The organism is Nocardioides sp. TRM66260-LWL (assembly GCF_020075545.1).
Taxonomy (GTDB): domain Bacteria; phylum Actinomycetota; class Actinomycetes; order Propionibacteriales; family Nocardioidaceae; genus Nocardioides.
The window spans coordinates 57,730-70,559 of the sequence record NZ_JAIQZK010000002.1; the positions used below are offsets into that span (position 1 = coordinate 57,730).

The 12,830-nt window shown below is 73.3% G+C and carries 9 protein-coding genes; all 9 read right to left on the bottom strand.

The window, feature by feature from the left end; translation table 11 throughout:
• Positions 1 to 33: 33 nt before the first annotated feature.
• The gene (secA, locus tag K8Z61_RS06780; protein WP_224127797.1) at positions 34 to 2,814 is read right to left on the bottom strand and encodes a preprotein translocase subunit SecA; all 2,781 of its coding nucleotides are present in this window, start codon (positions 2,812 to 2,814) and stop codon (positions 34 to 36) included.
• Positions 2,815 to 2,877: 63 nt separating this feature from the next.
• The gene (locus K8Z61_RS06785; RefSeq protein WP_224127800.1) at positions 2,878 to 4,098 is read right to left on the bottom strand and encodes a winged helix-turn-helix domain-containing protein; all 1,221 of its coding nucleotides are present in this window, start codon (positions 4,096 to 4,098) and stop codon (positions 2,878 to 2,880) included.
• On the bottom strand, positions 4,095 to 4,763 hold the full coding sequence (locus K8Z61_RS06790; protein WP_224127803.1) for a response regulator transcription factor: 669 nt from the start codon (positions 4,761 to 4,763) through the stop codon (positions 4,095 to 4,097). Before K8Z61_RS06790 ends, K8Z61_RS06785 begins: the two co-directional genes overlap by 4 nt.
• Positions 4,764 to 4,935: 172 nt before the next feature.
• Positions 4,936 to 5,553 carry a ribosome hibernation-promoting factor, HPF/YfiA family gene (gene hpf / locus K8Z61_RS06795; RefSeq protein WP_224127805.1) on the bottom strand — a complete coding sequence of 206 codons (618 nt, stop codon included), beginning with the start codon at positions 5,551 to 5,553 and terminating at the stop codon, positions 4,936 to 4,938.
• Between the two features lie 454 nt (positions 5,554 to 6,007).
• Complete coding sequence (locus K8Z61_RS06800; RefSeq protein WP_224127807.1) at positions 6,008 to 6,748, bottom strand: ComF family protein; 741 nt, start codon at positions 6,746 to 6,748, stop codon at positions 6,008 to 6,010.
• A 113-nt stretch (positions 6,749 to 6,861) separates the two neighbouring features.
• The gene (locus tag K8Z61_RS06805) at positions 6,862 to 8,775 is read right to left on the bottom strand and encodes an LpqB family beta-propeller domain-containing protein (protein ID WP_224127809.1); all 1,914 of its coding nucleotides are present in this window, start codon (positions 8,773 to 8,775) and stop codon (positions 6,862 to 6,864) included.
• Positions 8,772 to 10,472 carry an MtrAB system histidine kinase MtrB gene (gene mtrB, locus K8Z61_RS06810; RefSeq protein WP_224127811.1) on the bottom strand — a complete coding sequence of 567 codons (1,701 nt, stop codon included), beginning with the start codon at positions 10,470 to 10,472 and terminating at the stop codon, positions 8,772 to 8,774. The genes K8Z61_RS06805 and mtrB overlap by 4 nt, the downstream gene beginning before the upstream one ends.
• Position 10,473: 1 nt before the next feature.
• Positions 10,474 to 11,205 (bottom strand): MtrAB system response regulator MtrA, encoded by a 732-nt coding sequence (gene mtrA / locus K8Z61_RS06815; protein WP_224127813.1) that lies wholly within the window; start codon positions 11,203 to 11,205, stop codon positions 10,474 to 10,476.
• A gap of 90 nt (positions 11,206 to 11,295) precedes the next feature.
• Positions 11,296 to 12,756, bottom strand: a complete 1,461-nt coding sequence (gene ahcY / locus K8Z61_RS06820; protein WP_224127816.1) for an adenosylhomocysteinase — start codon at positions 12,754 to 12,756, stop codon at positions 11,296 to 11,298.
• Positions 12,757 to 12,830: the final 74 nt, after the last annotated feature.

Sequence of the window (12,830 nt, forward strand, 5' to 3'; positions counted from 1 at the left end):
GCGGCCCTGTCGCGCGTCGTGCGGGCTGCGGCGTCAGCCGTTGATCCGGGCGGTGAGCCCGGTCGGGCCGCCGGCGGCACCGTGGCACTGCTTGAACTTCTTGCCCGAGCCGCAGGGGCACTTTTCGTTGCGGCCCGTGCCCGCGAACGGGTCGTCGACCGACTCCGCACGCACCTCGGCCTCGCCGGTCTCGTCGGGGGCCGAGTACGCCAGCTGCTGCGGCGCGCTCGACTCGCCGAGGCCCTTGGCCCGGATCTGCGGGACGCCCTCGAGGGACTCCTCCACCGGGACGACGCCGTCGGCGTCCTCGGCCGGCTCCTCGAGGGTGACCTCGAGGTTGAAGAGGAACCCGACGGTCTCCTCCTTGATGCCGTCCATCATCGCGGCGAACATGTCGAAGCCCTCGCGCTGGTACTCCACGAGCGGGTCGCGCTGGGAGTAGGCCCGCAGGTAGATGCCCTCGCGCAGGTAGTCCATCTCGTAGAGGTGCTCGCGCCACTTGCGGTCGAGCACGGAGAGCAGCACCTGCCGCTCGAGCTCGCGCATGACCTCCTCGCCCACCTCGGCCTCGCGGCGGTCGTAGGCGGCGTGCGCGTCGTCCTTGAGCAGCTCGATGAGCTCGTCGCGGACGATGCCGCTGCGGCCGCCCGCGGCCTCCTCGACCTGGGCGACGGTGTGGCTGACCGGCCAGAGCTGGCGCAGGTCGGTCCAGAGCTGGTCGAGGTCCCACTCCTCCGCGAAGTCCTCGGTGGCGCCGGTGACGTAGCCGGTGACGACGTCGTCGATGAAGGTGCGCACCTCGGCCTTGAGGTCAGCACCCTCGAGGACGCGGCGACGCTCGCCGTAGATCACCTTGCGCTGACGGTCCATGACGTCGTCGTACTTGAGCACGTTCTTGCGCGACTCGAAGTTCTGCGACTCGACCTGGCCCTGCGCGTTCGCGATGGCGTTGGTGACGCGCTTGTTCTCGATCGGCACGTCGTCGGGGATGCGCAGCATCTGCAGCACGCGGTCGACCCAGTCGGACTTGAACAGCCGCATGAGCTCGTCCTGCAGCGAGAGGTAGAACCGCGACTCGCCCGGGTCGCCCTGGCGGCCGGAGCGACCGCGCAGCTGGTTGTCGATGCGGCGGGACTCGTGCCGCTCGGTGCCGATGACGTACAGGCCGCCGAGCTCCTTGACCTCGTCGTGCTCGGCGCGGACCTGCTCCTTGAGCTTCTCGACCGCGGCCGGCCAGGCCGCCTCGTACTCCTCGGCCGTCTCGCCGGCCGGCTCCAGGCCGCGGCGACGCAGCTCCTGGTCGGCCAGGAACTCCACCGAGCCGCCGAGCATGATGTCGGTGCCTCGACCGGCCATGTTCGTGGCCACCGTGACCGCGCCCTTGTGACCGGCCATCGCCACGATCTTCGCCTCGTCGGCGTGCACCTTGGCGTTCAGCACGCTGTGCGGGATGCCCAGCTGCTTGAGCTTGGCCGAGAGGTGCTCGGACTTCTCCACCGAGACGGTGCCGACCAGGATCGGCTGGCCCTTCTCGTGCCGCTCCTTGATGTCGAGCGCGACGGCGTCGTACTTGGCCTCCTCGGTGCGGTACACGAGGTCGGCCTGGTCGACGCGGAGCATCGGCTTGTTGGTGCGGATGGGCACCACGCCGAGGTTGTAGATCTTGTCGAACTCCGAGGCCTCGGTCATGGCCGTGCCGGTCATGCCGGAGAGCTTGTCGTAGAGGCGGAAGAAGTTCTGCAGGGTGACGGTGGCGAGCGTCTGGTACTCCTCGCGGACCGTGACGCCCTCCTTCGCCTCGATCGCCTGGTGCAGGCCGTCGTTGTAGCGGCGACCCGCGAGCATGCGGCCGGTGTGCTCGTCGACGATGAGCACCTCGCCGTTCATGACGACGTACTCCTTGTCGTTGCGGAACAGCTCCTTGGCCTTGATCGAGTTGTTCAGGAACGAGATGAGCGGGGTGTTCGCCGACTCGTAGAGGTTCTCGATGCCGAGGTAGTCCTCGACCTTGGTGATGCCGGGCTCCAGCACCGAGATCGTGCGCTTCTTCTCGTCGACCTCGTAGTCGACGTCGCGCTCGAGGCGACGCGAGAGCTTCGCGAACTCGCCGTACCACTTGACCTCGTCCTGGGTCGGGCCGCTGATGATGAGCGGGGTCCGCGCCTCGTCGATCAGGATCGAGTCGACCTCGTCGACGATCGCGAAGTTGTGGCCGCGCTGCACGCAGTCCTCGATCGAGGACGCCATGTTGTCGCGCAGGTAGTCGAAGCCGAGCTCGTTGTTGGTGCCATAGGTGATGTCGCAGGCGTAGGCCTCGCGCCGCTGCGCGGGGTTCATCTCGGGGAGGATGACGCCGATGCTCAGGCCCAGGAAGTGGTGGACGCGGCCCATCATCTCCGACTGGTACTTGGCCAGGTAGTCGTTGACCGTGACGACGTGGACGCCCTTGCCGGAGATCGCGTTGAGGTAGGCGGGCAGGGTCGCGACGAGGGTCTTGCCCTCACCGGTCTTCATCTCCGCGATGTTGCCCAGGTGCAGCGCCGCGCCGCCCATGATCTGGACGTCGTAGTGCCGCTGGCCGATGACCCGGCGCGCAGCCTCGCGGACGGTCGCGAACGCCTCGGGCATGAGGTCGTCGAGCGACTCGCCGTCGGCGTGCCGCTGGCGGAACACGTCGGTCATGCCCTGGAGCTCGGCGTCCGACATCGCCGTGAACTGGTCCTCGATGGCGTTGACGACCTTGGCGATGGTCTCCAGCTCGCGGAGGATCTTGCCCTCGCCGATGCGGAGGAGCTTGTCGAGGATCACGGGCACAGCGAAGTCACTCCTAGCAGGTGGGCAGGCTGCGTTCACTCTACCCACGGGCGGGATGCCGCCCTAATGACCCGCCTCGGCCGCGAGGGGAGCCGCGAGATCGCCGCGACGCTCGACCTCGACGCGCTCGAGGCCGAGCCAGCCGGCCATCCGCTCGAGCTCGACGGCGAGCGCCGCGGCGGTGGCGGCCGGCGCGTCGTCCTCGCCGTGGGCGGCGAGCACGCGCAGGACGCCGCGGGCCCGATCGGCCTTGAGGTCGACCCGGGCGACCAGCCGCTCCCCCAGGAGGAACGGCAGCACGTAGTAGCCGTGCCGGCGTCGGGCGGCGGGCACGTAGATCTCGATGCGGTAGTCGAAGCCGAAGAGCCGGCGCACCCGCTCGCGCTCCCACACCAGCGGGTCGAAGGGGCTCAGCAGGGTCGCGGCGCCGGCGGCGCGCGGCAGCCGCGCGTCCCGGTGACGCCAGGCCGGACGCGTCCATCCCTCGATCCGCACGGGCTCGAGCACGGCGTCCTCGACGAGCTCGGCCACGGCCGTGCGCACCGCGGCGAGGTCGTCCATCCGGTGGTAGTCGCGCAGGCAGCCCAGGGTCGCGACGCCGTGGGCCCGCGCCGCCCGCTCGACGAGCAGCCGGTGGGCCTCCTCGTGCGACGGCTCGGGCAGCGCGAGCACCGCGGCCGGCAGCACCCGCTCGGGCGTGTCGTAGCGCACCTCGAAGGCCGAGGTGCGCCCCGCCACGGCCACCTCGCCGGTGGTGAAGAGGTGGTCGAGGGCCTTGCGGGCGATCGACCAGTTCCAGCCCCAGTGGCCGCGGGGACGCTCGGCGTCGTGGCCCAGCCGGGCCGAGACCTCGCGGGCGGTGCTGGGACCGTGCGCGCGGACGTCGTCGCGGATCACGCCGAGGACGTCCTCGGGGACGTCGTGCCACCACTTGCCCCGCAGCCGCCGGTAGTGCTCGCGCCGCGCGGCCATGAGCGGCCACAGCTCGACCGGCATGAGCGCCTGCATGTGCGCCCAGTACTCCACCAGGCGCCGGGGCGAGGCCTCCGCGGCGCGGCGGAGCAGGTCGACGTCGTAGGGCCCGAGCCGCGAGTAGAGGGGCAGCAGGTGGGCGCGCGCCAGCACGTTGACGGAGTCGACCTGGATCAGGCCGATGGTGTCGACCACCCGCTGCAGCGAGCGCATCGTCGGGGTCCCGCTGCGGGGCGCGGTCTGCAGCCCCTGCGCGGCCAGCGCGAGGCGCCGGGCCTGGCTCGCCGAGAGGTCGGTCGGCGCCGGGCTCACGGCAGGTCGAGCAGCTTCTCCTTGACGGCGTACATGACCGCCTCCATCCGCGAGTGCAGCTGCAGCTTCTCGAGGATGTTCCGCACGTGGTTCTTGACCGTGTTCTCGGAGATGAACAGCTCCTTGGCGATCTCGCGGTTGTTCATGCCGCGAGCCACCAGGCGCAGCACCTCGAGCTCGCGCTCGGTGAGCCGCAGGCCGGGGACGTGCGAGCGCTCGGGGCGGCTCATCTGCTTGAACTCGTCGATCAGCTTGACCGCCATCGACGGCGAGATCAGCGACTGGCCGTCGGCCACCACCCGGATCGCCTGGGCGACCTCCTCGATGGAGGAGTCCTTGAGCAGGTAGCCCGACGCCCCGCTCTTGACCGCCTCGTAGAGGTCGGCCTCCTCGTCGGAGACGGTGAGCATGATGATCTTCGCGGCCGGGACGACCTCCTTGATCGCCAGGCAGGCCTCGATGCCGGTGCGCTTGGGCATCCGCACGTCGAGCAGGACGACGTCGGGCGCCGTCGCCGCGGCCAGGTTCGTGCCGTCGACGCCGTCGCCGGCCTCGCCCACCACCTCGATGCCCGCCTCGACGCCGAGCAGCATGGTCATGCCCCGGCGGAAGAGCTCCTGGTCGTCGACGACCAACACGCGGATGGGGTCCCCCTGGCTGCTCACCGGCCGATCATGACACGAGCGAGCGGTCGGTTGGTGCTCATCCGGACCACAGGACCCCCACACCCGATGACCCGGACGGACCATGGCGCGGGCCCGGACGCGCCACCGGCCCCCGGGAGGCGTGCTCCGGGGGCCGGTGGGGTCGGTGGGCGCGGCCGGGGGCCGCGCGGGCTCAGCCGTCGACGTCGAGGGCGATGACGCCGTAGTCGTAGCCGCGACGCCGGTAGACGACCGAGGGCCGCTCGGAGTCCTTGTCGAGGAACAGGTAGAAGTCGTGACCGACGAGCTCCATCTCGTAGAGCGCCTGGTCGAGGGTCATGGGGGCCGCGAGGTGGGTCTTCTCGCGCACGACGAGCGGACCGTCGCCCATCACGGTGATCGGGCCGACCTGCCGCTCCAGCGTCGGCTCCTCGTCGAGCAGCTCGACGGCCGCCGGCTGGAGGCCGGCGAGGGCCTGCCCGACGGAGACCGGCGCCCGGCGGCCGCGGTGCACCCGCCGACGGTCGGAGGCGCGGCGCATCTGGGCGCACATCTTGTCGAGCGCCAGGTCGAGGGCGGCCATCTTGTCGTCCGCGGCGGCCTCGGCCCGGATGACCGGGCCCTTGGAGAAGGCGGTGAGCTCGACGTGCACGGAGTGGTCGTGCTGGCGGGGGTTCGGCTCGCAGTCGACCTCGACGTGGACCCGCATGATCCGGTGATCGTGCTTCTCGAGCCGCGCGAGCTTCTCCGCGGCGTGCTGGCGGTAGGAGTCCTTGATCTCGCAGTGACGACCGGTGACGACGACTTCCATCTCTAACCTCCTGGCGGCGGTGGCGCCGGATGCGACGCGACCTCGTTGACGACAGCGGCGGCGGGCCCGGGGAGGAGCTCCCCGCGCACGCCGCCGCGCATCCGGATGGGCGGAGTCCGCCCGGCCGACCTGGTCTTCGACCCCACAATCGCCTGCTGAGGCTTCCGCAGCTTCTCTGCCACTACCGGCCTTCTCCCGGCGCCGCCCACATCTGATGGACGGGACGAGGCAGGACTTACGTCTAAGCCGCACCGTGATCGGCGGGACGGGGAGACCCCGGCCGCCTTACGTGGACCGCTTCGCCTGCGACTGGCATCGGCTAGTCGAACCACCCTCCGGGCTCGCCGGAGCGTCGTCACGACGCAACCACGGACCCGAACGGACTCCATGACGAGACGATAGGGGCTCGATCGGCCGCAGGGAAGGGACCTGCGACCTCGACGTCGCCCGCGGTTCACCCGCCGTTCCGCACCGCCACCGCGGCGACCACGGCCACGCCGGCCACGGGCAGGCCCACCGCCGTCAGCGCGCGCAGGCCCTCCTCGAGGGTGGCGCCCGTGGTGAGCACGTCGTCGCACAGCACGAGCCGGGCGCGGCCGACCCCGCGACCGAGACGGCGGTGCGCCCCGGCGTCGACGCCCAGCGCGCCGCGCAGGTTGGCGCGGCGCTCGACGGCGTCCAGCCCGCCCTGGTCGCGGACCCGCGCGCGCAGCTCCAGCAGCGGCACCCAGCCGGCGTCGTGGCCCTCGCGGCGCAGCCGGGCGACGGCGCGCCGCACCGTGCGGCGCAGCGGGTCGTGTCCGCGCTCGCGCACCGCGGCCGGACGCGAGGGGACGGGCACCAGGACGAGCGGCGCCGGCGGGTCGGGACGGACCGCGGCCTCCGGCCGGAGGGCGGTCGCCCGCGTCACCGCCTCCGCGAGCAGCTCGGCGAGGGGGTCGACGAGCGAGAGCCGGCGCCGCTCCTTGTGCGCCACGATCGCCGACGACAGGGGCGGCACGTACGCCGCGCCGGCGGCCACCGGCACGGCGGTGCCGTCCGGGCGACGCAGCGGCGGCGGGGACGCCGGGGACAGCGTGCCGAGCGCCTCGCGGCAGGCCGAGCACCACGTCCGGCCGGGTCGCTCGCACCCGGCGCAGCGTCCGCCGAGCAGCAGGTCGAGCGTCGCGTCGAGGAGCCAGCCGGGGGTCGCCACCGGGTCATCCCAGCACGTCGACCGCGGCGGCGCGCACCGGTTCGCGCGGATCTGTGGAGACCGCGCTCACGCGCCCGGGCGAGGGCCGTGTGGGTCGCGAGGGCCGCGAGGGCTCAGCCCGCGTAGCCCAGCGAGGAGACGCCCGAGACCGAGAGACGCGGCGTGGGGCCGCCCCCGTCGAGCCCGACCAGCTCGTCGCCAACCGCCGCGTAGCGGAGCCGACCGGGAGCGCTGCTGCCGACGAGGCCGGTCGCGCCGGTGACCGTGGTGGGCGTGCGGCTGCCGATCGGCGAGCCGTCGACCCCCACCTGCAGCACCGCGGCGGCGCCTCCGCCCTCGCCGACGAGCACCGCGAGGCCGTCGAGCGACCACGCGACGTCGAGCAGCCGGTCACCGGGCACCCCCGCGGGATCGCCCGTGGTGAGCCGGGGGCCCGCTCCGCCGGTGCCCGCGGCGAGCGCGCTCGTCGCGACCGCGAGGGACGAGGCCGGCAGCGCGACCGCCGGCCGGACGCCCAGCACCCGCCCGCCGGGGCTGAGGAGGATCCGCGCCACCCGCACGCGGTCGACCGTGCGGGCGCCGACGCGCTCGCCCGTCAGCAGCACCAGCCGCGTGCCGTCGGGCGAGACCAGCAGCCGCCGCAGACGGGTGCCCGCGGGCAGGCCGGCCGGCGTGCGCGCTCCGAGCGTGACGACCGGCCGGAGCACGCCGGCGGTGGCGCCGGACGTCGCGACGAGCAGCCGACCGGTGGCCGCGTCGGCGGTCCACAGCCGACCCGCGGCGTCCCAGCCCGGACGCAGGAGCGCGGAGCCGCGGCCGACCACCCGGACGCCCACGTCGCTGCCCAGCGACACCGGCCCGACCAGCAGGCGCCGGCCGTCCGCGGTGACGCCGGCGGCCTGCGAGCCGCTCGCGTCGACCGCCACCGACGCCAGGCGCCCCGGCGCCCGGCCCAGCGGGCCGTCGACGGGCAGGAGCTCGTCGCCGCGGCGGGCGACGAGACGGCCGGCCCGCACACCGTACAGGGTGGGGTCGGGGCCGGTGCGGCTGGGATCGAGAGCGCCGAGCTCGGAGACCGGCACGGCGTCGCGGCCCTGCGCGTCGCGCAGCGGCTCTCCGTCGACCGTCACCGCCACCGAGGAGACCGCGGGGTCCTGGCGCAGCGTCCACCCGATCTGGGCCAGCATCAGCGACGCCTCCTCCGGCTCCGGATCGCCCAGCCGCCCGCGCAGCGACACGACGGCGCGACCGTCGGAGTCGACGGGCACGGACAGCGCGAGCCGCAGGTCGGAGGGCAGCGCGCTGCGCTCGACGCCGCGCACGTCCGCGGGCGGCCCCGCCAGCAGCGCCCGCACCAGCGCGCCCGCGCGACCCGGACCGCTCGGCGCGTACACCGGCTCGGGCACGAGCGCCCGGCCGGTCGGCGCCACGTAGTAGAGGGACGCCGGGGTGTAGCGCGCGGTGAACCAGGTGCGCGAGACCACCAGCGCGTCGGGCGGGTCGTCGATGCGGTACTCGCCGCCCTCGACGACGACCCGAAAGCGCAGCAGCGAGGCGGCGCTGGACACCGCGCCGCGCCAGCGGCCCCGGGCGTCGAAGCGCTCGGCGCCGACCAGGCGGACCGCGACCGCGGAGGTCGCGCCCGACGCGTCGAGCGGGTCGGACCGGTCGTCGTAGACGATCGTGGAGCGCTCGGGTCGCCATGCCGAGCGGGCCGACGCGGTCAGGTAGCGGCCGGCGATCGTCGTCGACACCGGGGAGGCCTGGAGGGCGTCGAGGAAGCCGCGGACGATCTCGGTGGGCGAGGCGCCGCCGACCGGCGGCTGGGGGTCGATCGCCGGAACGCCGTCCGCCCGCACGGACTGCTGGGCCGAGTCGATCTCCTGCACCGGCCCGGCGACCGGCACCTCGACGCAGCCGGCCAGCGCGAGGGGCAGCACGAGGACGAGCCCCAGCGGCCGGGCCAGCGACCGGGCCAGCGACCGGGCCGGCGACCGGGCCGGCGTCCGGGGCCGACGCGCGGTCACGACGAGGCCTCCGTCCGGACCTCGCGGCGGGCCTCGACCGCGTCGTCGGGGACCAGCGGGAGCGGACTGCGCCGCAGGGTCCCGCGGACGTGCCGCGGCAGGGTCAGGCGGAACTGCGCCCCCTCGCCCGGACGTCCCCAGGCCTGCAGCCAGCCGCCGTGGAGGTGGGCGTCCTCGAGCGAGATCGCGAGCCCGAGACCGGTGCCGCCGGTGGAGCGGGCCCGCGCGGGGTCGGCACGCCAGAACCGGTTGAACACCATCGCGGCCTCCCCCGGGGCCAGCCCGAGGCCGTAGTCGCGCACGGCGATGGCGGCCGACTGGTCGTCGGCGGCGACGTGGACGACCACCCGCGCCGGCGCGGTCTCGGACCCGAGGCCGGCGTGGTCGATCGCGTTGGCGACCAGGTTGCGCACGATCCGCTCGATGCGCCGGCCGTCGGCCTCGGCCAGGCACGCGCGGTCGGGGGCGCTGACCCGCACCTCGACGCCGCGCTGCGCCGCCAGCGCGCGGGTGGCGTCGACGATGCGGTGCGCGACGTCGACCAGGTTGACGTCGTCGAGGTCGAGGACCACCGCCCCGGCGTCGAACCGGCTGATCTCCAGCAGGTCGGCCAGCAGCGTCTCGAACCGGTCGAGCTCGGTCTGGAGCAGCTCGGCGGCCCGGGCCGTCGCGGGGTCGAAGTCCGCCCGCGCGTCGTGCAGCACGTCGCCGGCCATCCGGACGGTGGTCAACGGGGTGCGCAGCTCGTGGGACACGTCGGCGGTGAACCGGCGCTGGACGCGGCTGAGCTCCTCGAGCTGGCGGATCTGCCGCTGGAGGTTGGTGGCCATCTGGTTGAACGACATCGCCAGCCGGGCCAGGTCGTCCTCGCCGCGGACCAGGAGGCGCTCCTGCAGCCGCCCCGCGGCGAGGCGCTCGGCCACGCGTCGCGCCATCCGCACCGGCGTGACGACCTGGCGCGTCACGACCAGCGCGACACCGGCGACCAGCAGGACGAGCAGCCCGCCGGTGGTGAGCAGCGCCTGGGTGACCAGCGAGAGGGTCTCGCGCTGCTCGTCGAGGGGGTAGAGCAGGTAGAGCACGTAGGTGCGGGAGTCGGCCGGCAGGGTCAGCGGCGTGCCGACGACGATGCCGGGCTCGGCGACCTCGCGGCCGTCGACCTCGCGCCGGATCTCGGTGTAGGTCCAGGCCGGCCCGGCGCCCGCCGTCACCCGGGCGCGCAGCGACGCCGGCACGCTGGCCCGGTCGAGACCCGGGGTGTAGGTGGCGCCGCCGTCGGCGCCGCCGTCGGCCGGTCCGGCGAGGATCACGCCGTAGCCGCGGATCTCGCCGCGGGCGATGATCGGCTCGGCGAGGTCCTTGGCCTGGCTCGACGCGTCGGTGTCGGTGCCCGGCGCCGAGGCCAGCCGGGCGCGGGCGTCCTGGGCCTCGGACGCGGACTCCGCCACGACGGCGTCGACGCGGTGGCTGAGCAGGCCGTCGCGGGTCTGCCGCAGGAGGTACCAGCCGACGACCGTGACGACGAGGGTGGAGAGCAGCAGCGTGCTGACCAGCACGCGCGCCTGCAGCGAGCGACGCCAGACCGTCAGCGCGCGACGCAGGCCGGGGCCCGAGGGGCGGCGCAGCTCGCCGAGCGCGCGGAGGCCGCCGATCGAGCGCAGCGGCGGGGCGGCGGGATCGCCGGCGGGGTCGGACACCTCAGGAGGCGCCGGCGCGGTAGCCCACGCCGCGCACGGTGATGACGACCTCGGGGTTCTCGGGGTCGTGCTCGACCTTGGAGCGCAGACGCTGCACGTGGACGTTGACCAGCCGGGTGTCGGCGGCGTGGCGGTACCCCCAGACCTCCTCGAGCAGCACCTCGCGGCTGAAGACCTGCCACGGCTTGCGGGCCAGGCAGACCAGGAGGTCGAACTCGAGCGGCGTCAGGCTGATCGGCGCGCCGCCGCGGGTGACCCGATGGCCCGGCACGTCGATCTGGAGGTCGCCGATCGCGAGCACCTCCGCCTGGGGGGCCGCGGCGGGCTCGAGCCGACGGACCCGGGCCCGGATGCGCGCGACGAGCTCCTTGGGCTTGAACGGCTTGACGACGTAGTCGTCGGCGCCCGACTCCAGCCCGACGACCACGTCGACGGTGTCGCCCTTGGCGGTGAGCATGACGATCGGGACGCCCGACTCGGCCCGGATCTCCTTGCACACGTCGATGCCGTCACGGCCGGGGAGCATGAGGTCGAGCAGCACGAGATCGGGCTTGAACTCGCGGAACGCCTCGAGGGCATGGTCGCCGCGAGGGCAGGTGCGGGCCTCGAAGCCCTCCTGCCGCAGCACGATGGTGAGCATCTCGGCCAGGGAGGCGTCGTCGTCGACGACGAGGATGCGGCCCTTCGTCGGCAGGTCGGCGGGCGCGGAGCCCGACCCGGCGTGCGGCGTCATGGCCTCCATCTTGCACCTCCCCCGCACATGCGACGAGGCCGCACCCCCTGCGGGATGCGGCCTCGTCGGACGATGCTCGTGAGCGGGGGCTCAGTAGCGGTACTGGTCGGACTTGTACGGGCCCGCGACGTCGACGCCGAGGTAGCCGGCCTGCGCGTCGCTCAGCGTCGTGAGCTTGACGCCGAGGGAGTCGAGGTGGAGGCGGGCGACCTCCTCGTCGAGCTCCTTGGGGAGCACGTAGACGCCGGTCGGGTACTCCTCGGGCTTGGTGAACAGCTCGATCTGCGCCAGCACCTGGTTGGTGAAGGAGTTCGACATGACGAACGACGGGTGACCGGTGGCGTTGCCCAGGTTCATCAGGCGGCCCTCGGAGAGCACGATGATCGCGTGCTCGTCGCGCTGCTCGGTGGCCGGGAAGGTCCACACGTCGACCTGCGGCTTGACCGTCTTGCGCTGGATGCCCGGGAAGGACTCCAGGCCGGCCATGTCGATCTCGTTGTCGAAGTGGCCGATGTTGCCGAGGATCGCGTTGTGCTTCATCCGCGACATCTGCTCGACCGTGACGACGTCGCGGTTGCCGGTGGCGGTGATGACGATGTCGGCGATGTCGAGGACGTCGTCGAGGGTCGTGACCTGGTAGCCGTCCATCGCGGCCTGCAGCGCGCAGATCGGGTCGATCTCGGTGACGATGACCCGCGCGCCCTGGCCGCGCAGCGACTCGGCGCTGCCCTTGCCGACGTCGCCGTAGCCGCACACGACCGCGACCTTGCCGCCGATGAGCACGTCGGTGGCGCGGTTGATGCCGTCGACCAGCGAGTGGCGGCAGCCGTACTTGTTGTCGAACTTCGACTTGGTGACCGAGTCGTTGACGTTGATCGCCGGGAAGCGCAGGGCGCCCTCGCGCATCATGTCGTAGAGGCGCAGGACGCCGGTGGTGGTCTCCTCGGTGACGCCGCGGATGTTCTCCACGACGTTGGTCCACCGGTCGGTGCTGGTCTTCAGGCTGGCGCCGAGCGCCTCGAAGATGACCTTCTGCTCGGCGCTGGTGGCGCTGGCGGGGTCGGGCGCGATGCCGTTCTTCTCCATGTCGAGGCCGAGGTGGACGAAGAGGGTGGCGTCGCCGCCGTCGTCGAGGATCATGTTGGCGAACTGCGGGTCGCCGTCCTCGTCGGTGCCCCAGTCGAGGATCTGCTGGGTGCACCACCAGTACTCCTCGAGGGTCTCTCCCTTCCACGCGAACACCGGGACGCCCTGGGGGTCCTCCGGGGTGCCGTTCGGGCCGACGACGACCGCCGCCGCGGCGTGGTCCTGGGTCGAGAAGATGTTGCACGAGGCCCAGCGGACCTCGGCGCCGAGCGCGACCAGGGTCTCGATGAGCACCGCGGTCTGGATCGTCATGTGCAGCGAGCCGGCGATCTTCGCGCCGGCCAGGGGCTTGGACTCGCCGTAGCGGGCGCGCATGGCCATGAGGCCCGGCATCTCGTGCTCGGCGAGGGTGATCTCGGCGCGGCCGTACTCGGCCAGGGAGAGGTCGGCGACCTTGAAGTCCATCTTGGTGTCTCCTGGAGGGGTGGTGCAGCGTCTGCGTCGCGCATCTGCGCGTCGACGGGATCTCCCACGCGGAC

What these genes read in the sequence shown, in the direction of transcription:
- hpf (WP_224127805.1), bottom strand. Translation starts at nt 5,553, where the DNA reads ATGGAAGTCGTCGTCACCGGTCGTCACTGCGAGATCAAGGACTCCTAC.
- mtrA (WP_224127813.1), bottom strand. Translation starts at nt 11,205, where the DNA reads ATGACGCCGCACGCCGGGTCGGGCTCCGCGCCCGCCGACCTGCCGACG.
- ahcY (WP_224127816.1), bottom strand. Translation starts at nt 12,756, where the DNA reads ATGGACTTCAAGGTCGCCGACCTCTCCCTGGCCGAGTACGGCCGCGCC.